The 22,140-nt window shown below is 72.0% G+C and carries 23 protein-coding genes; 6 read left to right on the plus strand and 17 right to left on the minus strand.

Going from position 1 to position 22,140, the window contains the following annotated elements:
• Nucleotides 1-27 precede the first annotated feature (27 nt).
• Complete coding sequence (locus LCN96_RS45305) at nt 28-723, plus strand: TetR/AcrR family transcriptional regulator (protein WP_225268582.1); 696 nt, start codon at nt 28-30, stop codon at nt 721-723.
• Here the strand turns inward: LCN96_RS45305 and LCN96_RS45310 are convergent.
• The 5 genes from LCN96_RS45310 to LCN96_RS45330 all read right to left on the minus strand — a co-directional run bounded on the left by LCN96_RS45310 (nt 720) and on the right by LCN96_RS45330 (nt 6,375).
• Complete coding sequence (locus LCN96_RS45310; protein WP_225268583.1) at nt 720-2,888, minus strand: xanthine dehydrogenase family protein molybdopterin-binding subunit; 2,169 nt, start codon at nt 2,886-2,888, stop codon at nt 720-722. The genes LCN96_RS45305 and LCN96_RS45310 overlap by 4 nt on opposite strands.
• The gene (locus LCN96_RS45315) at nt 2,885-3,868 is read right to left on the minus strand and encodes an FAD binding domain-containing protein (protein ID WP_225268584.1); all 984 of its coding nucleotides are present in this window, start codon (nt 3,866-3,868) and stop codon (nt 2,885-2,887) included. Before LCN96_RS45315 ends, LCN96_RS45310 begins: the two co-directional genes overlap by 4 nt.
• Nucleotides 3,865-4,317, minus strand: a complete 453-nt coding sequence (locus LCN96_RS45320; protein WP_225276201.1) for a (2Fe-2S)-binding protein — start codon at nt 4,315-4,317, stop codon at nt 3,865-3,867. Before LCN96_RS45320 ends, LCN96_RS45315 begins: the two co-directional genes overlap by 4 nt.
• 320 nt (nt 4,318-4,637) lie before the next feature.
• On the minus strand, nt 4,638-5,549 hold the full coding sequence (locus LCN96_RS45325) for an aminoglycoside phosphotransferase family protein (RefSeq protein ID WP_225268585.1): 912 nt from the start codon (nt 5,547-5,549) through the stop codon (nt 4,638-4,640).
• 10 nt (nt 5,550-5,559) lie between these two features.
• On the minus strand, nt 5,560-6,375 hold the full coding sequence (locus LCN96_RS45330; RefSeq protein ID WP_225268586.1) for a GNAT family N-acetyltransferase: 816 nt from the start codon (nt 6,373-6,375) through the stop codon (nt 5,560-5,562).
• Between the two features lie 79 nt (nt 6,376-6,454).
• Between LCN96_RS45330 and LCN96_RS45335 the strand changes: the two genes are divergently transcribed.
• Nucleotides 6,455-6,883, plus strand: coding sequence for a MarR family winged helix-turn-helix transcriptional regulator (locus LCN96_RS45335; RefSeq protein ID WP_225268587.1), 429 nt, complete (start codon nt 6,455-6,457; stop codon nt 6,881-6,883).
• Nucleotides 6,873-7,445, plus strand: a complete 573-nt coding sequence (locus LCN96_RS45340; RefSeq protein WP_225268588.1) for a hypothetical protein — start codon at nt 6,873-6,875, stop codon at nt 7,443-7,445. The genes LCN96_RS45335 and LCN96_RS45340 overlap by 11 nt, the downstream gene beginning before the upstream one ends.
• 28 nt (nt 7,446-7,473) lie before the next feature.
• On the opposite strand, the gene LCN96_RS45345 is transcribed toward LCN96_RS45340, so the two are convergent.
• The 3 genes from LCN96_RS45345 to LCN96_RS45355 all read right to left on the minus strand — a co-directional run bounded on the left by LCN96_RS45345 (nt 7,474) and on the right by LCN96_RS45355 (nt 9,151).
• Nucleotides 7,474-7,896, minus strand: coding sequence for a DUF4396 domain-containing protein (locus LCN96_RS45345; RefSeq protein ID WP_225268589.1), 423 nt, complete (start codon nt 7,894-7,896; stop codon nt 7,474-7,476).
• 250 nt (nt 7,897-8,146) lie between these two features.
• A complete protein-coding gene (locus tag LCN96_RS45350) occupies nt 8,147-8,725 on the minus strand; it encodes a DUF305 domain-containing protein (RefSeq protein ID WP_225268590.1) in 579 nt (192 codons plus the stop codon).
• Between the two features lie 78 nt (nt 8,726-8,803).
• On the minus strand, nt 8,804-9,151 hold the full coding sequence (locus tag LCN96_RS45355) for a hypothetical protein (protein ID WP_225268591.1): 348 nt from the start codon (nt 9,149-9,151) through the stop codon (nt 8,804-8,806).
• A 207-nt stretch (nt 9,152-9,358) separates the two neighbouring features.
• On the opposite strand from LCN96_RS45355, the gene LCN96_RS45360 reads away from it, so the two are divergent.
• Both LCN96_RS45360 and LCN96_RS45365 read left to right on the plus strand, forming a co-directional pair.
• Complete coding sequence (locus LCN96_RS45360) at nt 9,359-9,733, plus strand: BlaI/MecI/CopY family transcriptional regulator (RefSeq protein ID WP_225268592.1); 375 nt, start codon at nt 9,359-9,361, stop codon at nt 9,731-9,733.
• Complete coding sequence (locus LCN96_RS45365) at nt 9,730-10,680, plus strand: M56 family metallopeptidase (protein ID WP_225268593.1); 951 nt, start codon at nt 9,730-9,732, stop codon at nt 10,678-10,680. Before LCN96_RS45360 ends, LCN96_RS45365 begins: the two co-directional genes overlap by 4 nt.
• A 63-nt stretch (nt 10,681-10,743) precedes the next feature.
• Here LCN96_RS45365 and LCN96_RS45370 read toward each other — a convergent pair whose 3' ends face one another.
• From LCN96_RS45370 to LCN96_RS45385, 4 genes are read right to left on the minus strand one after another with little or no spacing between them, the layout of a single operon-like run.
• Nucleotides 10,744-12,948, minus strand: a complete 2,205-nt coding sequence (locus tag LCN96_RS45370) for a heavy metal translocating P-type ATPase (RefSeq protein ID WP_225268594.1) — start codon at nt 12,946-12,948, stop codon at nt 10,744-10,746.
• Nucleotides 12,949-12,969: 21 nt separating this feature from the next.
• Nucleotides 12,970-13,938, minus strand: coding sequence for a DUF748 domain-containing protein (locus LCN96_RS45375; RefSeq protein WP_225268595.1), 969 nt, complete (start codon nt 13,936-13,938; stop codon nt 12,970-12,972).
• Nucleotides 13,935-14,144 (minus strand): heavy-metal-associated domain-containing protein, encoded by a 210-nt coding sequence (locus tag LCN96_RS45380; protein ID WP_225268596.1) that lies wholly within the window; start codon nt 14,142-14,144, stop codon nt 13,935-13,937. Before LCN96_RS45380 ends, LCN96_RS45375 begins: the two co-directional genes overlap by 4 nt.
• 25 nt (nt 14,145-14,169) lie before the next feature.
• On the minus strand, nt 14,170-14,451 hold the full coding sequence (locus tag LCN96_RS45385; protein WP_225268597.1) for a metal-sensitive transcriptional regulator: 282 nt from the start codon (nt 14,449-14,451) through the stop codon (nt 14,170-14,172).
• Between the two features lie 158 nt (nt 14,452-14,609).
• On the opposite strand from LCN96_RS45385, the gene LCN96_RS45390 reads away from it, so the two are divergent.
• Nucleotides 14,610-16,025, plus strand: coding sequence for an MFS transporter (locus LCN96_RS45390; protein ID WP_225268598.1), 1,416 nt, complete (start codon nt 14,610-14,612; stop codon nt 16,023-16,025).
• 185 nt (nt 16,026-16,210) lie between these two features.
• Here the strand turns inward: LCN96_RS45390 and LCN96_RS45395 are convergent, their stop codons facing one another.
• The 5 genes from LCN96_RS45395 to LCN96_RS45415 are packed head-to-tail and all read right to left on the minus strand — an operon-like array spanning nt 16,211 to nt 22,110.
• Nucleotides 16,211-16,564, minus strand: coding sequence for a hypothetical protein (locus LCN96_RS45395; RefSeq protein WP_225268599.1), 354 nt, complete (start codon nt 16,562-16,564; stop codon nt 16,211-16,213).
• Nucleotides 16,561-17,895 carry a DUF4407 domain-containing protein gene (locus LCN96_RS45400; protein ID WP_225268600.1) on the minus strand — a complete coding sequence of 445 codons (1,335 nt, stop codon included), beginning with the start codon at nt 17,893-17,895 and terminating at the stop codon, nt 16,561-16,563. The genes LCN96_RS45395 and LCN96_RS45400 overlap by 4 nt, the downstream gene beginning before the upstream one ends.
• Entirely contained in the window at nt 17,892-19,514 is a 1,623-nt protein-coding gene (locus LCN96_RS45405; RefSeq protein ID WP_225268601.1) for a coiled-coil domain-containing protein, read from the minus strand. The genes LCN96_RS45400 and LCN96_RS45405 overlap by 4 nt, the downstream gene beginning before the upstream one ends.
• Nucleotides 19,511-21,406: a hypothetical protein gene (locus LCN96_RS45410; RefSeq protein WP_225268602.1), complete on the minus strand. Its 1,896-nt coding sequence runs from the start codon at nt 21,404-21,406 to the stop codon at nt 19,511-19,513. Before LCN96_RS45410 ends, LCN96_RS45405 begins: the two co-directional genes overlap by 4 nt.
• Nucleotides 21,403-22,110, minus strand: a complete 708-nt coding sequence (locus tag LCN96_RS45415; protein ID WP_225268603.1) for a nucleotidyl cyclase domain-containing protein — start codon at nt 22,108-22,110, stop codon at nt 21,403-21,405. Before LCN96_RS45415 ends, LCN96_RS45410 begins: the two co-directional genes overlap by 4 nt.
• Nucleotides 22,111-22,140: the final 30 nt, after the last annotated feature.

Here is a 22,140-nt window from a genome sequence, read left to right on the forward strand (position 1 = left end):
TATCGAATTACTGTTATCATTGATTCCATGGCCGATCGGGAAGAGGTTCGCCGGCGCATCATCGACGCCACGACCGAGCTGCTGCGCAGCAAGGGCCGCGACGGCGTGACGACGCGCACGGTCAGCGCGGCGGCCGGCGTGCAGGCCCCCACCCTCTACCGCCTGTTCACCGACATGAACGGGCTGCTCGAAGCGGTCGCGGCCGACGGCTTCGCGCGCTACCTGGCACGCAAGCACAGTCAGCGGCTCTCCGACGACCCCGTGAACGACCTGCGCCGCGGCTGGGACATCCACGTCGGCTTCGGCCTCGAGCACCCGGAGCAGTATCTGCTCATGTACGGCCAGCCCGTTCCCGGTGCCCGCAGGCGCACCGCCGAGCAGGCGATGGAGCGGCTCCGCGTGCTGGTGGAGCGGATCGCCGTCGCGGGCCGGCTCTCCGTCGGCGTCGAGGCGGCCATGGGCATGGTGCACGCGGCGGGCGTCGGCCTCACGCTCAACCTCATCGGCACCCCTCCCGAGGAGCGCGATCCGGCCCTGCCCGACCGGCTGCGCGAAGCCGTGCTCACGGCGATCACCTCGGACGTTCCTGACGGCGCGCCGAGCGTCGCGCAGCGGGCCGTCAGCCTGAAGGCGGTGCTCGGCGAGCTGCCCGGCCTCTACACGCCGGGCGAGCGGGCGCTACTGGACGAGCTGCTCGACCGTGCCGCGGACCACGGCGGCTAGAGCAGCTTGTCCCGCGTGAAGGGCACATCCCTGAGGCGGCGGCCGACGGCGTGGTGAATGGCGTTGCCGATGGCCGCGGGCACCCCGGTGCCCGGCGTCTCGCCGAAGCCGCGGACCCCGAGCAGCCTGTCGTCCGGGGCCGGGTCCGGGTCCACGAACAGCGCCTCCACCGCCGGAGTGTCGGCGCAGACCGGCACCAGGTAGGTGGACAGGTTGGGGTTGACGACCCGGGCCGTGTGCGGGTCCACCACGGTGTGCTCCATCAGCGCGAAGCCGATCCCCCACGTCACGCCGCCGATGACCTGCCCGCGCGCGGTCCGGCGGTTGAGCACCCGGCCCAGGTCGTGCGCGGTCACCACCCGGGTCACGCGCACGCTGCCCAGCCGCGGCTGGATCCGCACCTCCACGAACACCGCGCCGAACGAGTGCCCGGCCGTGTTGTCCTGGCTCCCGGTCGTCTCGACGGAGTCGCCGTGACGGGTCATGACGTCGCGGTAGGTGTCCGCGCGGCCGCCGGGGGCGAGCAGGCGGCCGTCCTCGGTGACGACCTCCTCGGCGGGCACGCCGTGCAGCGGGGAGCGCGGGTCGGCGACGGCGAGCGCGATCACGGCGTCCCGCGCGCGCCGCGCCGCGTCGGCCGCCGGGCCTGCCACGCTGGGCATCGTGGACGACCCCGCCGACACGGCCGCGTCCGGGTAGGCGGTGTCGCCCAGCAGCGTGGTGACGTGGCCGAGCGGCAGGCCGAGCCCTTCGGCGACGACCTGGCTGAGCACGGTGTAGGTGCCGGTGCCGATCTCCTGCGAGGCCACCCGCAGGGTCGCCCGCCCGTCGGCGTCGATCGTGAGCCGGGTCCGGGAGGAGATGAAGCCGTAGGTGTGGGTCTCGGTGGCCATGCCCCAGCCGACGTACTCGTCGCCGTCCCTGGTCGTGCCCGGCTTGGGGGCCCGCCGGGCCCAGCCGAACGCCTCGGCCGCGGCCCGGTAGCACTCCAGCAGCCGCTTGCCCGCGTAGGGCCGGCCGGTCTGCTGGTCGATCGCGGTGTGGTTGCGGATGCGGAGCTCCACCGGGTCGATGCCGAGCTCGTGGCTCAGCTCGTCCATGGCGGTCTCCAGGCCGAAGTGCGCGGTCGTCTCCGGTGAGCGCATGTAGCTGGAGGTCGGCAGGTCGAGCCGGACGCCGAGCTGCCGTACGTGCACGTTCGGGCAGGCGTACAGGCGGTAGGCGGAGTCGCTGCCGTTGTAGACGGCCTCGTCCGTGCGGGTCACCTGCGCCGTCGAGGTGCCGGCGATGGCGGTCAGCACGCCCTGCCGGGTGGCGCCGAGCCGGAGGTGGTGGCGGTACTCGGCGCGGTGGCCGTTGGAGGTGTACATCTGGGCGCGCGACAGCACCAGCTTCACCGGCCGGCCGGCGAGCTGCGCCGCCGCCGCGGTGAGCAGCGTGTGCGGATAGGTGGGGCCCTTGGCGCCGAACCCGCCGCCCAGGTAGGGCGAGACGACCCTGACGCTGTCCCGTTCCTTGCCGAACGCGAACGCCACGGCGTTCCTGGCGAACACCACGCCCTGGGTGCTCTCGTACAGGGTCAGCGTGCCGCCGTCCCAGACGGCGGTGGTGGTGTGCGGCTCGATCGGGTTGTGGTGCTGCATCGGGCTGCCGTAGGTCTGGTCGACGCGCACCTCGGCCTGGTCGAGTGCCGCGGCGGCGTCGCCGCGGACGAGCTCGTTGGGCCTGTCGCGGAACCTCTCCGGCAGGAACGCCTGGTCGAGCGCGTCGGCCAGCCGCGCGACCGGCTCCTCCGCCCGGTAACGCACCCTGACCAGGTTCGCGGCCTCCTGCGCCTGCTCCAGGGTCTGGGCCAGGACGTAGGCGACCGGCTGCCCGTGGTGGTGCACCCGCGTGTCCTGCATGGGGATGAACCGCCTGTTGAACGGGAAGTCCGGCAGGCGCAGCCGCGGCATGTCGGCGTGGGTGTAGACCGCGACGACCCCGGGATGCGCCAGCGCCTGCCCGGTGTCGATCTCCAGCACCTCGCCCCTGGCTATGGTGCTCATCACCAGGTAGCCGTGGAGCACGCCGGGCACCTCCTGGTCCGCGGCGTACCGGGCCGCGCCGGTGACCTTCGCCCGGCCGTCCACCCGTGCCACGCCCTGCCCGACCAGCCCGCTCATCGCAGCCCTCCCAGCTCGCCCAGGATGCTCGCCAGCGCCCGCTGGACGAGCTCCACCTTGAACCCGTTGCCTTCGTACGCCCGCGCGTCCCGGACCAGCAACCGCCCCGCCTCGGCGATCGCCTGCCCGGTGAGCGGCCGGCCCCGCAACGCCGCCTCGACGCGGGTGTCCCGCCATGGGCGGGTGCCCACGCCGCCGAACGCCAGCCGTACGTCCCGCACCACGCGCCCCTTCGTGCGCAGCGCCGCCGCCACCGACACCACCGCGAACTCGAACGTGGCCCGGTCGCGCAGCTTCAGGTAGCGCGACTCGGCGGCCAGGGCGGTGCGCGGCACGTCCACCCCGGTGATCAGCTCGCCCGGGCGCATCGCTGTCTCCCGGTCCGGGGTGGAGCCGGGCAGGAGGTAGAGATCGGTGATGGGGACGGCGCGCTCGCCGGCGGGGCCGAGCAGGTGCACGGTGGCGTCCAGGGCTGTCAGCGCCACCGCCAGGTCCGACGGGTGCGTGGCGATGCAGTGGTCGCTGCCGCCGAGGATCGCGTGCCCCCGGTTCTGCCCGGTGATCGCCGGGCAGCCGCTGCCCGGGGTCCGCTTGTTGCAGGGTGCGGCGGAGTCACGGAAATATCCGCACCTGGTGCGTTGCAGCAGATTTCCGCCGATCGAGGCCATGTTGCGGACCTGCGGGGACGCCGAGGCGAGCAGCGCCTGCGCCAGCACGGGGAACTCCCGCCGCACCCCGGGGTGCTCGGCGACCTGGCGCATCCGGGCGGCCCCGCCGATCCGCAGCCGCCTGGGGTCGACGGCGATGCCGCCGAGGCCGAGCCGGTTGACGTCCACGAGGTGGTCGTGGGTCTGCGCGCCGTCGCGCATCAGGTTCAGCAGGTCCGTGCCGCCGGCCACGTACGCCGAGCCGGGGGTGTTCGCGGCGGCCCGCACCGCTTCGGCCGGATCGCCCGCGACCGTGTAACCGAAGGCTCTCACCGCCGCACCTCCTTCGCGGCGTCGGCGACGGCGGCGACGATGTTCTGGTACGCCGCGCACCGGCACAGGTTCCCGCTCATCCACTCGCGGATCTCCGCCTCGGAGCCCGCGTGCCCTTCGCCGATGCAGGCCACGGCGGACATGATCTGGCCGGGAGTGCACGCCCCGCACTGGAAGGCGTCGTGCCGGATGAACGCCTCCTGCACCGGATGCAGCTCCTCGCCCCGCGCCAGCCCCTCCACCGTGGTGACCTCGGCACCCTGCCGCATCACCGCCAGCGTCAGGCACGACTTGACGCGCTCGCCGTCCACCAGCACCGTGCACGCCCCGCACTCGCCCCGGTCACAGCCCTTCTTGGTGCCGGTCAGGCCGAGCCGCTCCCGTAACGTGTCCAGCAGCGTCACTCTCGGCTCCAGGACGACCTTGCGCGGCTGCCCGTTGACCGTCATGGCGACCTCCACCGACGCCCCGGGGGCGACGGTGTACGCCTGAGCCGCGGCGGCCGGGGCGGCGGCGCCCGTCCCCGCCACGGCCGAGCCCGCCGCCGTCGCCGCGATGGCCTTGAGCACCGTACGGCGGGTGTGCCCCGGCGGGTCCGGCGGCACCTCCGGCTCGGAGATGAATCTGCTGCCGTCGTCGATCATCGTGCTCCCTTCCGTACGGAGCGGCTCCGCGGCGAACGAGACCTCGCGGATCTAGCGACGGCAGCAGTATTTCGTTAGCAATGATTACAAGTCAACTGACGATAACGAAAAAGTGTTATCTGCGCTCACCGATGCGCGAGCCGTGCCAGGGTGCGCCTGCCCAGCCGGCTCATCGGCGGGTTGCTCTCGGCGTAGTACCAGACCAGCCCCATCGCCTGCTGGAACGCCCACGCCCGGCCCCGTTCCCACTCCAGGTCGTCGCTGCCCAGCTCCCGCCTGAGCACCGCGCGCGGGCCGCTCTCCAGCAGGTGCCAGGCGCTCACCAGGTCCAGCGCGGGATCGGCCGCCTGAAAACCGCCGGCGTCGAGCACCCCGGCGAGCCGGCCGTCGCGCACCAGCACGTTGCCGGGGATCAGATCGCCGTGCACCATGACGTCGGGCGCCTGGCGCGGCAGCTCGCGCAGCCTGGCCCACAGCCTGCGCAGCGCGGGCACGTCCAGCAGCTCCTCGCTGCGCTCGAAGCAGGTCTCCAGCCATCCGTCATGCGTACGCAGCTCGCCGCCCCTGCCCTGCCCGGCGAAGGTACGCCCGCGCGTGTCGATCGCCCGCAGGTCGTGGATCAGCTCGGCCAGGTCGCCCGCGAACGCCTCGGAGCCGCCCGGGTCCTCCTCGGCGGCCACCGTGCCCGGCACCCAGGTCTGCACCGACCACGGCAGCGGGTAGCCGGCGCCCGGCTCCCCGATCGCGACGGGCTCGGGTGCGGGGAACCTGATGTGCGCCGCCAGCTCGCCGGCCGCCTCCGCCTCGCTTTCCAGCAGGCGGCGGACCTGCTCCGGATCCCCCGGCTGCAGCGGGAACCGGGCGGCGAGCCGGTCGCCGATGCGGAAGATGGCGTTGACGGTGCCGTCACCGGCGACGGCCTCGACGGGCAGGGCACGCCACTGCGGGAACTGCCGGCCCACGAGCAGGCGGGCCTGCGCGGCGGACACGGTGAGCTGGTCGGCGTGCATCTTCTGTTGTGGCGAGATGTCGGTCACCTCCGGTCGGTCAGAAGGCGGGGAAGGCCCAGCCTGAGGGATGGAACGGCGCGCGCTCGCCGCGGCAGCCGAGCGAGGCGACGGCGACCGCGCCCGGCCGCAGGTCCTCGACCCGGTCTGCCGAGGCCAGCGACGACAGCGTGGTGCCGACCAGGTAGGCCGCGCCCAGCTCGGCCGAGGTCAGCAGCAGGTCGGGACGGGCCCTGGTGCGTTCGCCGGTGACGGAGCCGCCGTCGGCCAGCCGGGCCTGCCAGAGCTTCTCCGTACGGTCGACCCAGCCGACCCCGGCGAGGCGGGCGGTGTCGTAGACCTTCTCCGGCAGCGGGCGGGCCTCCTGCCGGCCGAGCAGCCGGACGGTGCCGTCGCCGAAGCCGGTGCCCGGCCGCAGGGCCATGAGCCTCTTGTCGCCCTGGATCTCGGCCACGTGGCTGACCAGGCCGTACCCGAAGCGACCGTAGATCGTGGCGTCGGCGGCGTTCAGCGCGGCGATCGGCTCGCCGCCCGATTCGTACAGGTCGGTGAACTGCCTGCGCATCATCGCGGTGAGGATACCGCGACGCCGGTGCGCGGGCAGGACCGCGACTAGCGTGATGCCGGCGACCGGCGTGAGCGCGCCGGGGACCGTCATGACGCGCCGTAGATCGACGCGCCGCCGGCGATCTCCGCGCCGTCGCAGGCGGCGAGCGTGCGCCCGTGGGTCGAGGGAGACGGCGGCGTTCCGCAGGCCGCCCTCCCGCCAGTCCTGGCCGTAGGTCGTGGTGACCGCACGAGCCCACGCGTCGCGCTCGTGGGCGCCGATGGTCCGCAGCGGATGGGTGGCTGTCATGTTTCGAGGGTGGCCGGGTGAACAGGCGCGGCCTGACACATGGTTGTATTGCACAACTAGATGGTTGTATCGTCGAACCATGGCGGACGAGCGCGAGCTTCAGGAGGCCGTGGCCCGGTTCGTCCGGGCCTTCGGCCTGCACCAGCCCGACCAGACCCCCTGCGGGCGGCCCGTTCCGGTGTCGGAGGCGCACGCCCTGGGCGAGCTGGCCAGGGACGGCGCGTTGCGGCAGAGCGAGCTGAGCCATCGGCTGCGGCTGGAGAAGAGCACCACCAGCCGCCTGGTCACGCAGCTCATCAACCGGGGCTGGGCCGAGCGTGTCCCGGCCCCGGACGACGGGCGCGGCGTGCTGGTCCGGCTCACCCCCGCCGGGGTCAAGGCGGCCGGGCAACTGGCCGAGGCCAGGGCGGCCCGCTTCGCCGCGATCCTCGGACGCGTACCGCAAGCCGAACGCACGGGCGTCCTGCACGCCCTGCACATCCTCACGGAGGCCATGGATGAACCCTAGGAGACGACCGCTGCTGGCCGGCCTCGTCGCGCTCGCCACCGCCACGGCCGGCTGCGCCACGAGCGGGGCCACGGACGGCCGGCCCACGACACAGGCGCAGGCAGACCAGCAGGCCACCACACAGGCGGACCCACAAGCCACCGCGCAGACGCAGGCGGACCGGCAGGCCGAGATCGAGACCAGGAGCCGCCAGGTGATGCCGTTCGACCTGGAGCGCACCACGCACCGCTTCACCAAGACCGGCACCGGCGGCGAGCAGACTGTCACCGCGAAGGACCCCACCGACGCCCAGCAGGTCACGCTCATCCGCGGGCACTTGAGTGAGGAGGTCAAGCGCTTCGGCCAGGGCGACTTCGGCGACCCCGCCTCCATCCACGGCGGCGAGATGCCCGGCCTGCGCGAGCTGGCGGCCGGCCACGACCGGATCGACGTGCGTTACACCGAGGCCACCGCCGGAGCGCGGATCACCTACACCACCTCCGACGCATCCCTCATCAAGGCGCTGCACGCCTGGTTCGACGCCCAGGTCTCCGACCACGGCCGGCACGCCGAACACGGCTGACCCCGCCGATACCGTACCCCGGTAAGGCTCAATGGTGGTACGCGTGGATCACCGCGTGCCCCTTGCCCCGTCCGATGATCCACTTGTTGATGGGCGTGGTGACGAGGAAGGCGACGAGCAGCGAGAACGCCAGGGCGCCCCAGAACAGGAAGGAGGCGAGACCGGCATCCATCGCCCCGGGGATGATCAGCATGATGCCGTTGTCGACGATCTCCATGACCAGGATCGACAGGGTGTCGGCGGCCAGGGCGAGCCGCAGCGCCGTACGCCACTTGAGCCCCGCGCGGAACAGCCCGCGCAGGGTGAGCGCATAACCGAAGACGAACGCCAGGGCGACGGCCAGCAGGATGCTGGGCAGGTCATGCCAGCCCAGGGCGGTGGCGATGACCATGCCGAGCACCTCTCCGATGGCGCAGCCGGTCAGGCAGTGCAACGTCGCGGACGCGGCCACTCCCCAGGTCGCCTTCGGCGGCTCGTGGTGACCGTGGTCGTGGCTACTATGCGCGTCAGTAGAGGGGTGCGTTTCATGCCCACCCGAGTGCATCGATTCAGACATTGGCACCTTCTAGGTCGTTCAGTCACGCTTTCGCCCGGCCAACCTATACCCCCTGGCCGTATCGTGGCAACGCTGGGCCGGCCGCCGTCTCCTATGCGGGGTCGGACACCGGGCACGCGATGACGTGCCCGGTGTCGTCCCGCACTCAGAGCCGGTCGAGGATCCGCCGCAGCTGCGCCACCTCGGCCTGCTGCGTGGTCTCGATGGCCCTGGCCAGCTCCTTCGCCTCCGGGTTGGCGCCGCTCGACTGCTCGGTGCGGGCCATCTCGATGGCGCCGTCGTGATGGGCGATCATCTGCCGCGCGAACAGCTTGTCGAACTCGGCGCCCTTGGCCGCTTCGAGCTTGGCCAGGTCCCCTTGGGACATGATGCCCGGCATGTCATGCCCCATGCCGCCCTCCGGCGCGGCCTTGCCCCACGCGGTCAGCCAGCCCTTCATGAGCTGGATCTCCGGGGCCTGGGCCGCCTTGATCTTCGCCGCCAGCTCCTTGATCTCCGGGTCGGCCGCACGCCCGGGCGCCAGCTCGGCCATCTCGACCGCCTGCTCGTGATGCGGGATCATCATCTGCGCGAACATCACGTCCGCGTCGTTGAACGCCGCGGCCGGGCTCTGCGTGCTGACGGTGGCGGCAGGGGTGCCGGCCATCCCTTCGTGCCCGGGCGTCGCGCCGGTGTTCCCGCCACAGGCGGCCACCAGGGCGAGGGCGCCTGCGACGACGGACATCTTGCGGTTGATGCGCATGGTTGGGTGTTCTCTCGATCGGGTTGAAAGTAGGCAGCCTGTTCCGCACGAGCCACCGGCCTATATGCGCAACATCGAGAGAATCGCCAGGCGCCGGGACGTGAGCCGGGGCGGAGGCCGGGCGACCCGGCCTGCGGGCGGGCGCGTCCCGCCCGTGTCACCGCCGCGTCGCCCCACCCTGGCGCAGGTCGCGATGAGCAGCAGGATCATGAACGTCGCGAGCACGGCCAGGCAGACATCCGTCGGGTCGAACCCCGGCATCCCGCCGTCGGGGACGTGAGCCGCCATGCCCACGGGAGCGACCTCCACGCCATGGGCGGAGCCGCTGTGCCGGCCGTCCAGGTGCCCGAGAGTGTGCATGCCGCAGACGCCCAGGGCGAGGGCCACGAGCAGGACGGCGCGCAGCACCCGCACTGTACGGCGCCGCCACATAGATCCCACCGCCCCTCGCGATCAGCCACACGTCACGACACTCGCCAGTGTACTAGCGTCGATCGTAGACAGCTTCACCTCTCCCCATGCCAACAGCGCTCGGTCGTGCCACGCGCTCCCGGTCGCGCCTCTACGATCGCCGGTAGCATGTGGGGGGACTGACGGGGTGGGAGGGACTGTCACATGGCGCGTGGCCTGGGAGAGCTCGAATCCACGATCATGGATCACCTGTGGGCGATCAGGCGTCCCGCCTCTGTCCGCGACGTCCTGGAGCACCTGCGGCAGGAGCGCACGCTCGCCTACACGACGGTGATGACCGTGATGGACAAGCTGCACACCAAGGGCCTGCTCAAGCGACGGCCGGAAGGCCGCGCCTACATCTACGAGGCGGTGTCGTCGAAGGAGGCCTACACCGCCGAGGTGATGCGCGAGTCGCTGGCCACCAGCGGCAACAGGGCGGCGACGCTGGTGCACTTCCTGGAGCGGCTGACTCCGGAGGAGGCCAGCGCCCTGGACGCGGCGCTGCGGGTGTACCCGCCCGGGGGGCGCAGCTCATGATCGTGGCGATTGTCCTGGCCCTGTACTGCCTCTTCGCGGCGACGGTGCTGCCGAAGGTGCTCGGGCGGGCCGCCTGGGCCGACCGCGCGCCGCGCCTGGCCATCGCCGTCTGGCAGGCGGCAGGGGTGTCGGTGGTGGCCTCGGCGCTGTTGTCGGCGTTCGCCGTCGCCGTCCCCGCCTCCGTGGTCGGGCACGGCCTGGCCGACCTGTTCGAGGTCTGCGCCGCCCTGCTCGGCCACGAGGCGAGCCCGGACTCGGCCACCACCTACGCCGGTCTCGCCGTCGCCGGGCTCCTCCTGCTCAGAGTCGCCTGGGTGGGCGCCGCGGTCCTGCTCCGCGCCCGCCGCGAACGCCGCCGGCACGCCGAGGCGCTGTCGCTGCTCGGCCGGCACGACGGCGACCTGGGCGCGCTCGTGGTGGACTACGACGAGCGCCTGGCGTACTGCCTGCCCGGCAGGAAGGGCCACGCGGTCATCACCACCGGCACGCTGCGCTCGCTCGCCCCCGAGCAGGTCGCGGCCGTGCTCGCGCACGAGCAGGCGCACCTGCGGGGGCGCCACCACCTGCTGCTCGCCGCCGCCGAGGCCCTGGCCAGGGCGTTCCCTCGCGTGCCGCTGTTCTCGCGGGCCCGCTTGGAGGTGGCGCGGCTGGTCGAGCTGCTGGCCGACGACGTCGCGGCCCGCCGCCACCAGCGCATTCACCTCGCGACGGCCCTGGTCGGCCTCGCGACGGGGAAGGTGCCGTCGTTCGCGCTGGGCGCCGGTGGCCAGACGGCGCTGACCCGGGTCCGCCGGATGCTGCACCCGCAGGCGCCGCTCGGCCGCCGCGAGCGCCTCGCCGGTCGCCTCGCGGTCGCGGCGCTGCTCGCGGGCCCGGCCGTCCTGGCGGCGGCGCCGGGGGTCGCCGCGTTCCTCGCCCACCACTGCCACTCCCTGCTCGCCGGTTAGCCGTTCGAGCCGCACAGCGAAGGGTGGCTCCGCGCCCTCCGGCGCGAAGCCACCCCGTGCCCGTTACTTGAAGCGGCGCAGCCGCAGGCTGTTGCTGACGACGAAGACGCTGGAGAACGCCATCGCCGCGCCCGCGATCATCGGGTTCAGCAGGCCGAGCGCGGCCAGCGGCAGCGCGGCCACGTTGTAGGCGAAGGCCCAGAACAGGTTGCCCTTGATCGTGGACAGCGTGCGCCGCGACAGCCGGATGGCGTCGGCCGCCACCCGCAGGTCGCCCCGCACCAGCGTCAGGTCGCTGGCCTCGATGGCGGCGTCGGTGCCGGTGCCCATGGCCAGCCCCAGGTCCGCCTGGGCCAGCGCGGCGGCGTCGTTGACGCCGTCGCCCACCATCGCGACGACCTTGCCCTCGGCCTGCAGCTTCTTGACCACGTCCACCTTGTCGGCGGGCAGCACCTCGGCGATCACCTCGTCGATGCCGACCTCGGCGGCGACAGCTCTGGCCACGGCCCCGTTGTCGCCGGTCAGCAGCACCGGGGTGAGACCGAGCGAGCGGAGCTGGGCGACGGCCTCCTCGCTGGTCGGCTTCACCACGTCGGACACCACCAGCACGGCACGGGCCTTGCCGTCCCAGCCGACCGCGACCGCGGTGCGCCCTTCGGCCTGCGCCTCATGCAGCGCCCGCTCCAGGTCGGCGGGCAGGTGCTGGGACCACTCGGCCAGCAGCCGGGGGCGGCCGACCAGCACCGCGTGCCCGTCCACGACGCCCTGCACGCCCAGGCCCTCGACGTTCACGAAGTCCGTCACGGTGGCCCCCGAGCGGGCGATCGCCCGGGCGATCGGGTGCTCGGAGGCGTGCTCCAGCGCGCCGGCCAGGCGCAGCACCTCCTCCTCGCTCTCCCCCTCGGCCACGTGCACGGCGGTCAGCGTCATCCTGCCCTCGGTGACCGTGCCGGTCTTGTCCAGCACCACCGTGTCGATCCGGCGGGTGGACTCCAGGGCTTCCGGCCCCTTGATCAGGATGCCGAGCTGGGCACCCCTGCCGGTGCCGACCAGCAGCGCGGTCGGGGTGGCCAGGCCCAGGGCGCACGGGCAGGCGATGATCAGGACGGCCACGGCGGCGGTGAACGCGGCGCCCACGCCGTCACCGGTGCCGAGCCAGAAGCCGAGCGTGCCGAGGGCGAGCGCGATCACGATGGGCACGAAGATGCCGGAGATGCGGTCGGCGAGGCGCTGCACCTGCGCCTTGCCGGTCTGCGCCTCCTCCACCAGCTTGGCCATCTGGGCGAGCTGGGTGTCGGCGCCTACCCGGGTGGTGCGCACGACCAGCCGGCCGCCCGCGTTCACCGTCGCGCCGGTCACGGCGTCGCCCACCCCTACCTCGACCGGCACCGACTCGCCGGTCAGCATCGAGGCGTCCACCGCCGAGGTGCCCTCCTCGACCACGCCGTCCGTGGCGATCTTCTCGCCGGGCCGGACCACGAACCGGTCGCCCACCTTGAGCTCCTCGACCGGGACGCGCCGGCCGTCGGCCAGCTCCACGTCCTTGGCGCCCAGCTCCATCAGCGCCCGCAGCGCCGCCCCCGCCCGCCGCTTGGAGCGGGCCTCGAAGTAGCGTCCGGCCAGGATGAACGCCGTGACTCCCGCCGCGGCCTCCAGGTAGATGTTGCCCGACCCGTCGGTGCGCTCGATGGTGAACGCGAACGGGTGCGTCATGCCGGGCGTGCCCGCCGTACCGAAGAACAGCGCCCACACCGACCAGCCGAGCGCGGCAATCGTACCGATGGAGATCAGGGTGTCCATGGTGGCGGCGCCGTGTCGCAGGTTCGTCCAGGCGGCCTTGTGGAACGGCCAGCCCGCGTACACCACCACGGGCGCGGCCAGCGTCAGCGACAGCCACTGCCAGTTCGTGAACTGCAACGGCGGGATCATCGCCATCGCGATCACCGGCACGGCCAGCACCACGGCGGTGATCAGGCGGTTGCGCAGCGGCTGGAGCTCGTCCTGCGGCTCCTGCTCGGCTCGCTCGGCCTGGGGCGGGGCGGGCAGCTCGGCGGTGTAACCGGCCTTCTCGACCTCGGCGACGAGCTGCTGCGGGTCGACGCCCTCGGGGAAGGTGACCTTCGCCTTCTCGGTGGCGTAGTTGACCGTGGCGGTCACGCCGTCCAGCTTGTTCAGCTTGCGCTCGATGCGGTTGGCGCACGAGGCGCAGGTCATGCCGCCGATCGAGAGCTCGACCGCGTGCTGCCGGTCTTCGGTGACCTGGGACATCACCGTTCTCCTTTCTCTCGCTCAGTGGCTGTGGTCGTCGCCGTGCGCGCTCGGTGCGGGCTCCGGCTCGGGGACCTGCGGGCGCTCGCCGGCGCTCAGCGTGAAGTCGGCGGTACGGACCTCGCCCTCGTGCTGGAAGTCCAGGAAGAGGCGGTAGTCGCCGGTGCTGGGCACCTCGGCGTAGAAGACGATCTCGGGGCCCGCCTCGGTCTTGCCGTCGCCGGGTGCGCCGTCGGGATGGACGTGCAGGTAGGCGAGGTCGCCGGCGCGCAGGGCCACCAGGTGGCCGTAGGCGCCGAGGTAGGGCTGCAGGTCGGTGACGGGCTTGCCGTCCTTGGCGACCTTGAGGGTGAGCTTGCTGGACCGCCCGGGGGTCAGCTCGCCGTCGATGGTGACCTCGTAGCCGTCGACCGTCGCCGTGCGGCTCTGCTTCGGCAGTGCCTCGGGCTGGTAGTCACCCGCCACGGACAGGTCGGCGCCCAGGGTCAGAGCGCTGCCGCCGGTCGGCGCGAAGTCGGCGAAGGCGCGGTACGGGCCCGCCTTCGGCAGCGTCAGCTTCACCGACCAGACGCCGTCGGGCGCCATCTCGGGGTGCACATGCTGGAACGTCGTCAGGTCGCGGGAGGCGACGATGAGGTGCAGCTTCTTGTCGTGCTCGACTTCGTAGCCGGTGACCGGCCTGCCGTCGGGGCCGGTCACGGCGAAGCGGAAGTCGGCCGGCTCGCCGGGCTTGATCGTCGTGGTGATCGGGTTGAGGGTGTAGCCGTTCTCGGACACTTGGAGCCCCCCGGGGGTATCTTCCTGCACCTGCTCGGTGGCGTGCTCCCCGTGCGCCGCGCTCGCGCTCGCGGTGGGCGCCGCCATGGCGGCGTGGTCCTCGGCCGCCGGCTGCGTGCCGACCGGCCCGACCACCTTGCCCACACCCAGGGCGCCGCCGAAGACGACGGCCAGCCCCAGCACGTACGAGCCGAGCTTCATCGCGGTGTTCACTGGTTCGCCACTTCGTAACCGGCCTCTTCGACGGCGGCGACGATCTTCGCCGGGTCGACGGGGCCGTCGCTGTCCACGGTCAGCAGGCCGGTCGCCAGGTCCACCTCGACACCGGTGACACCGGCCACTTCGCCGACCTCCTCCTTGACCGAGCTGACGCAGTGGCCGCAGGTCATGCCCTTGACGGTGTAGGTGGCGGTGCTCATATCGATCTCTCCTTCAATCCGTGGGTCAGGAACGAACAAGTCTCGCGATGGCGTCGGAGGCCTCCTTGACCTTGGCCTCCGCCTCGGGCCCGCCCTTCAGCGTGGCCTCGGCGACGCAGTGGGCCAGGTGCTCCTCGAGCAGCGCCAGGGAGAACGACTTCAGCGCGCTGGTCGCCGCCGACACCTGCGTCAGGATGTCGATGCAGTACTTGTCGTCCTCGACCATCCGCTGCAGGCCGCGGACCTGCCCCTCGATGCGGCGCAGGCGCATCGCGTGGTCCTGCTTGCTACCGGTGTATCCGGCCATGTCCACCCCTCTCCTCGGTCGGCCGCTCGTGTCAACACCATACCCCCCTATGGTATTCCTGGCAACCGATCGGCCGGGGGTTGACATATACCCCCCACTGGTATTTATTGGCCGTCGCACATACCCCCTAGGGGTACTGAGGAGACTGGAGAGAACCCATGTCATCACCATCCCCCCGGCGCTGGACCGCCCTGGCCCTGATCGCCACGGCCCAGTTCATCGTCATCATGGACACCTCGATCATCGGCGTCGCCCTGCCCCGCATCCAGCAGGACCTGGGCTTCTCCCAGGAGAACCTGTCCTGGGTCTTCAACGCCTACGTCGTCGCCTTCGGCGGCCTGCTCCTGCTGGGCGGCCGCCTGTCGGACCTGCTCGGCGCCCGCCGCGTCTTCGGCGCCGGCTGGCTCATTCTGCTCGCCGGCTCACTCCTGGCGGGCATCGCCCCCGAGGTATGGGTGGAGCTGACCGGCCGCGCCGTCCAGGGCGTGGGCGCCGCGCTGATCGCCCCGTCGGCGCTCACCCTGCTGATGATGCTCTTCGGGCACAACCCTGGAGAGCTGACCAAGGCCCTGGCCCTGTACGGCGCCGCCGCCCCCGCAGGCGGCACGGCCGGCGTCTTCCTCGGCGGCGTCATCACCGAGTACCTGAGCTGGCCGTGGGTCTTCTACATCAACCTCCCCATCGCGCTGATCGCGCTCCTGACCACCGGCGCGCTGATGCCCGCCGCCCCCTCGCGGCGCGGCTCCATCGACGTGGCCGGCACGCTGACCGTCACCCTCGGCCTCGGCGCCGCCGTCTACGCGATCGTCCGGGCGCCCGAGACCGGCTGGGGCTCGGCGCAGACCTGGCTCGTCCTGGCCGCCGCCGTGGTGCTGCTCGGCGCGTTCGTCGCCATCCAGGCCCGCCGCCACGAGCCGCTGATGCGCCTGTCGATCTTCCGTACGCCCGATCTGGCCGCCGCCAACCTCACCCAGCTGCTGCTGGGCGGCGCCTGGATCCCGATGTGGTTCTTCCTGAACCTCTACCTTCAGCAGGTCCTCGGCTACAGCGCCTTCCCCAGCGGCGCCGCGCTCGTGCCGATGACCGCCCTCATCATGATCGGCATGATCGCCCTGGCGCCCCGGACCATGAACCGCCTCGGCGCCAAGGCCACCACGGTCACCGGCCTGCTCCTGCTCGCGGCGGGGATGGCCTGGCTGTCGCTGATCAGCCCGGACGGCGGCTTCGTCACCGACGTCCTGCCCGCCAGCCTCGTGGCCGCCCTGGGCATGTCGCTGGCCTTCATCCCGTCCCTCGGCACCGCCATCTCCGCCGCCCGCCCGGAGGAGGGCGGCCTCGCCTCGGGCATCGTGAACACCAGCTACCAGATCGGCTCCGCGCTCGGCCTGGCCGCCATGACCGCCGTCGCCACCGCCAACGGCGCCGGACGGCTCGGCGACCCGACCGCTCTCACCAGCGGCTTCTCCGCCGCCTTCGTCGGCGCCGCCGCCATCGCCCTGGTGGGCGCCCTGACCGCCGCCACCACCCTGCGCAGCCGCACCGGCGCCGGGCAGGTCAACGCCTCGCGTGGGTGACGGGCAGCGGTGGCCGGGCCGGCGCCCCGGATCCAGTGGAGGTAGGAGAAGAAGCTCGCCACGGTGTTGATGACGGCGGCCACGTCCAGCCAGGCGTGGCCGCCGTCCCACGCCGCGGCGAACACCAGCACCTTCCCGGCGAAGACCGCGGCCGGTTCGCCTGGATCCACGACGTGCGACAGCCTTCAGGCGAGGAACGGGGACAGCAGCCAGGCGGCGGCAGCGCCCGCGAGCAGCCAGGCACCGATCTGGATCAGAAGGTACTTCCTGCGCACCAGCCTGCTCATCGCGAAGAGCTGGCCGGCCAGCGTTTCCAGCTCCGCCCGCGCCGACCGTTCGAGTGCGGCCACGAGCCCCTGGGCCGAGTCCTGCGCCAGCACGTCGCCGTAGAAGCCGACCAGCGTGGCGCTCACGGCCACCGCGCCCATGCCGAGGAGTACGGAGGCCTTGGTGTCCGCGCGGATCGCCTCCCCTCTGACCTCGTCCAGGATGCGCCGGGCGGTACCGGCCGGCCAGGCGCGGGAGGGTTGTGCGGTCATGCCCGGCCCGGTGATCCGGTGCGGGCCGCCTTCACCTGGGCGATGAGCTCGTCCATGCGCTGGCGGCGCTCGGCCTCCTGAGCCGCGCCGGCCAGCCGTGCGGTGTGCTCCTCCTGCGCGACGAGCAGTTTGATGCGCGTTTCCTCCCGGTGCAGCCGGGCTTCCTGCTCACCGGTGCGCAGCCGTTCGTTGAGCCTCAGGTCGTTCTCGTGCGACCGTTCCCTGCCGGCGAGCTGGGCGGCGAGTCTGCGGTCGTACGCGCCGGGTTTGGAGAGCAACTTGGACAGCACCGGAAGGCAGTCGATGAGGATGAGCATGCCGGCGAGCAGCAGGTGCGCCCACCAGACCGTCCAGCTCAGCGCCGCCAGCGCCTTGAGCGCCTCGAAGCGTTCGAGGACGCCGGGGATGGCGGCGTGCTTGGCCCGCTCGGCCGCGAGTCTGAGGTCGATCTGCTGCTGCACGTCCCGGTGGTAGGCGGCCGTATCGGCGTTGAACTTCTTGGTGAGCTTCCTGACGGTAGTCCGCAGGGTGGCGAGCTCACGTTTCTTGGCGTCCAGGCCGAACTCGGCGCGGAAGCTCCGCAGGTGCTTGTCGCGGACCCCACAGCGCTTGCCCTCCCCCGGGATCCCGCTCATGCCCTTGCCTGTGTCGCCGCGGCACTCCTTGCTCCACTCTTCGTGCCCTCTCATCTCCTTCTCGAGCAGCGGGTTCACCTGTTTGGTGAACGCGTCCAGGTCGGCGATGGCGCGATCGAGGGGCCGCCGGTCAGGGTGGACGAGGTTGAGCTGGTACGACCGGCAGTCGACGCCGGGCGTGGGCTCGGGATGGCAGTTCCTGTACGCGTCGCGCAGTGCCCGCTCGTCCGCCAGCTTTCCGGCCGCGATCTGCGTGGTGACGGCGGACTCGAAAACCTTGAGCGTCAGCGGCTCCGAGATCAGGAAGCCGAGCACCAGGGCGATCAGGAGCCGGGGCAACAGGCGGTAGACGCGGCCGGGCCCGATCACCCCGTGCGAGCTCGCGATCAGCCAGCTGTCGATGACGCAGATTACGACTCCCCACAGCGCGGCACCCGCGATACTCGCCACCAGCCCCGCCTGCACGAACTGGCTGAGCGCGATCCACAACGACACCGCTGCCAGCACGGCGGTGCACACGACGATCGCACCGGTGCGGGTGAGCCTCGGCCCTTCTTCCGGCACCCAGTCCAGCACGTCCTCTCTCACCCCGATGAGCCCGCGCAAGGCCGGCCCGATGCCGTGCCGACGGGAGAAGGGCGGCCGGTGACGACCGGGAGCGCGGGTGACCTGCTCCCGGTCGATGACCGCCGTCATCTCCCGGCCTCCTCTTCTGGCAGGACGGCACCCGCGTGGCCGGCGGCGCTCTCGATCGGCGTGACGATCTCGGCATCGATGACCCCGGCGTCGACGGGCCCCGCCCCCTGCGTCACCACGGTCGGCTGCTCGGAGCTCATGCAGGTTCGCAGAAGGAAGGACGTCACGGCGCCCAGGTCCGCGAAGTCGAAGGCGCCCCTGCCCGCCAGCACTTGCGCCAGCTTCGTGCTGGACTCGACCTGCCGTTCCTCCCGCTGATGCTCCCGGTCCCGGTGCTCCTTGGCATCCTTCCACTCGCGCTCCTCACGCATGACGGCCGTGCTCTCCGCCTGCAGTCGGACCTGGGCCGCGATGCGCTCCCTCTCCAGCTCCCCCTCGCGGTCATGCTCGTCACGACGCGCCTCGAGCTGCCGCAGCGCGTGGGCCGTCTCGTGGGCGAGCGTGTCCTGGCGTGCCTGGGCATCGGCCTCGATCTGCTGGCGGTTGAGTTCCAGCTGGCGCCGGTGCCGCCGCTCCTCCTGTTGTTCGTCCCTCTCGCGGTCGAGCTGGACCCACAGCCGGTTCTCCTGGCCCGCCTGCTCGCGTTGCCGTTGTTCCCGTGCTGCGGTGACGCTCTCGTCGTGGCGGCGGATCAGCTCCTTGACGTCGAGCTCGCCAGACACGACGGCGAGGGCGAGGGCTGCGTACGGCTCTCCCCCGGTCTCCTGAGCGAACAGCTTGGCCCTGCCGAGGTCGGCGGCGAGCCGGCGCCGACTCTGCTCCTGCAGGAACTCGGCCTCCGCCTGCTCGTGCTCGCGGGTGATCTCCCGGGCGCGGGCGGCGTGGGCGAGCCGTTCGCGTTCGTTCTCGGCCTGGGCGCGGGCCAGGTCGCGCTGGTTCTGCGCCTGGGTCAGAGCCAGCTCGCGTTCGTTCTCGGCCTGCGCGCGGGCCAGGTCGCGGGCGAGCCGATGCTCTTCGAGCCGGTCGTCGCGCTCGTACGCGCGCCGCTGGACCTCGATCTCACGCTCCAGCTCGATCTCATGCTTGCGCCGCCTGTACTCCCTGGTCTGCTCCGCTTGCACGCGCTGCTCGTCGAGCACGTCGATGCCGGTGATCCGCACGCGCATGCCCGGGAGTTCGAGCGGCGTCAGCTGGGCGTACATCTCCAATTCGAGCTGCGCGTCGGCGCGTACGGCCGCCGCCTCCTCGATCGGGTGCCGGACGCCGAGCTGGTGCAGACCGTCGTACCCGCGCAGGTACGCCCGGGCGGCCTCGGCCAGGTCCCGATGGCCGGCCCGGACCACGGCGACCTCGTCCACGACCGTCCAGGCGAACGTCACCCGCAGGATGAACTCCTCGGCGCCGCGCCACGGCAGCCGCATCTCCACGGTGATGGGCTTGTCTCGGGTCAGATCCACCACGCTGTAGCTGACCGCGTTGACCACGTGCTTCTCGCGCTCGCCCAGGTGCCGGTGCTTGCTGCTGAGGTAGGTGTCGCCGTCGGTGAGGACCACGGCCTCGTGCGGACGGGGCACCGGGATGTCGCCCGTGGACCGCTCGCGAGCGCCCAGCCCGAACGGGCCGCGCCTGCCGGCCTGGGGCAGGCTCTCCTGCGAGGTGATGGGGTAGGGCAGGGTCATGATGACTCCAGGATTGAGGAGACGAGGGAGACGAAACGTGGAGTGCGACCCTTGGCGCGGGTGACCGCGTACCGGGTGAACTGGGTCGCGAACAGGCGGCGCTCGTGGGCGGGCAGCGCGGCCCGCAGCGCCGTGAGCAGGTCGTGGACCGTCCCCTCCGCGCCGTCCACCGAGCGGAGGAGAGTGTGGATGGAGTCGAACACGACGGCCCGTCTGGGCTGGTTGATCAGGATCAACGCCCACAGGTCGGCGAACGCCCCCGCGTCCCGGGGCTGCTCACACAGGTGCCGCGCCGCTACGAGACCCTCGCCGGACCGTGCGCCGAGCACGGCGATCGCGATGTCGGCGGCATGCCCCCACTGGGTCAGGTTCCTGCGGCCCGCCTCGCGCAGCCGCGAGACGAGGCTGCGCAGCACGATCTTGCTGTCGGCGCTGTCGTTCGCGGTCTGGCCCAGGTAGAGCCGCGGGATCGCGGCGGTGGCCTCGGGGCCGACCGGCGCCGGCCGCTCCGACAGGTTCCACAGGTGCCACAGCGCGTCGCTCAGATAGCGCAGGCCGACGGTCTCGGAGAACGCCTGGGCCGCCGTGCAGTTGCGCAGCTCGTCCTTGCTGCGCGCCCATCTGATCGCGGTACGGCGGGCCAGCGGCGCCATGGCGTCGTTGAGGCACATCAGCGACAGCACGTTCACCGCCTCCTTCGCCCGGGTGCGCCGCTGGTCGGCGGACCACGGCTGGAGGAGGTGGGCGCGCACACCGTGGAAGTCGTGCTCAGCGAGCAGCGCCACCCCATCCGCGACGTGGGCGCGCACCGCCGGATCAGGCTCGTCGACCAGCGTGTCGAGCCAGCCGTACACGTTCTGCCAGAAGTCCTCCGGATAGCGTTCGCGCAGCGCGGCCAGGACGTGCGATCGGTACCTCCCGGATCTGAACTGCAGGCAGCGCGCGCTCTGCCCCGAGATCGGGTCGACCTCCTCGGCGGCGCGGGTAACGACGGTGATCAGGGACTTCTCGTCGCGCTTCCTGCTGGGCGTGAGCGCGGCGGGCAGCGCGGGCTCGCTCGCGATGCCCGCCGGCAGGACGGCGTCCGCCAGCCGGCAAGCCCATGGCTCGAATACTCTTTCCGGCAGCCCGTGAAGGAACACCGCGGCCGTCGCCTCGAGCACGTCACGCGGATCGTGTCCCTCGTCGAACCACCTTTCGACGTCTCTGCGGTGCGCGAGGTCGAGGCCGGCGAGAGAGGTCGCGACATCCATCCCGCTCGCCAGGTTCCCCGCGAAGCGCACCAGATCGGGCAGGCTGTGCCGGCGCAGCTCCGCCAGGTCCGCCCCTTCGGGACGCACGCCGTATCTGGCCAGAAGGTCTTCGGGAGGCGGCGGCTCCCAGTGGAAGTGCGGGATGAGTGAGGACAGCGGCTGCTCCCTCGTGATGACGAGGTGCACCCCCTTGACGCTGCGGATCTTCGTCGCCAGCGCGGCGACCTCGGCGTCACCGGCCCTGGGCCCGGCCCCCTCGCCCGACCAGCCGAAGATCACGTATGCCCTGTCGTCGTCGCACTGGAACGCGAGCAACTCGTCCACGGGCTGATCGGGCAGCATGATCGGGGGGCGGCTCTTGCCCAGGTCCGCCATCAGGTTGAGCGCGCCCGTGCGCTTGCCGCCGCCCCGTGCGCCGTACAGGACGACGACGCGCTCGTCCCGCAGTGCTTGGAGAGCCGGCGCGTGGGCGCGCGGTGGTGCGTACCGGTCGATCGCCTTGGCCATCATGCCGGACGGCACCTCGCCGGACAGGCGGTGCGTGGCTCGCAGGCCACCGATGCCGATCGTCGTGCCGGTGCCGGTGGTGAGCGAGTCGATCTGGACGAACTGGACGGATACCTGTGGTGTCGTGGTCATCGGTTGACTATCCCGATCACACCGTGGTCGCCCAGCCGCACCGCGCCCTTGAACACGTTCCGCACGTGCTGCGCCGGGGCGCGGTCGTCCTCGCCGGCCGGCTCGTCCTGGTGCAGGTCGAGTGCGTGCACGTCGGCACCGGGCACGATCAGCCATGCCGTGCCCCGATACTTCTTGACCACGACGGAGACCTCCCTGAACTCCTCGGGCCGCCACCCCGAGAGGCGGGTGGCCACAGAGCTCTGGTAGATCTCGTCCGAGACGATCAGCGCGAGCTGGGCGTCCCTGACAGTCGCGATCGCGGTGCGCACCGGTGCGGCGTCCACGAGCCGGCCTGCCACGATGGGGGTCTTGCCGATATATCCGTTGGCGCCCGCGGCGAGCGGACCGGTGTGCGCGGACAGGCGCAGACGCATCGGGGGTCCGTCGTCCCTGGTCGCGTTCTTTTCGCGCAATCGCTGGTGCAGGTTCCGCACGAAGTCGCCGACGAGGCGGGGCTCCGCGTCGAGGGAAGGCAGCACGGCGAAGACGCCGTCGCCGCTCTCCTGGATGTCCCAGCGATCGTGGTCGAGCCGCGCGACCTCCGCGGCCTGAGCCAGCAGGTCGCGGAAGACGGCTTGGTCGGTGGCCTGACGCGGTGGGCCGCCCGCGCTGTAGCCGACGATGTCGGCCGTGAGCAGCAGACGACGGAAGGTTTCTGGCATGGGGACTCCCATCGAGGTGGTGGGTGGTTC

It is taken from the genome of Nonomuraea gerenzanensis (assembly GCF_020215645.1).
GTDB lineage: Bacteria > Actinomycetota > Actinomycetes > Streptosporangiales > Streptosporangiaceae > Nonomuraea > Nonomuraea gerenzanensis.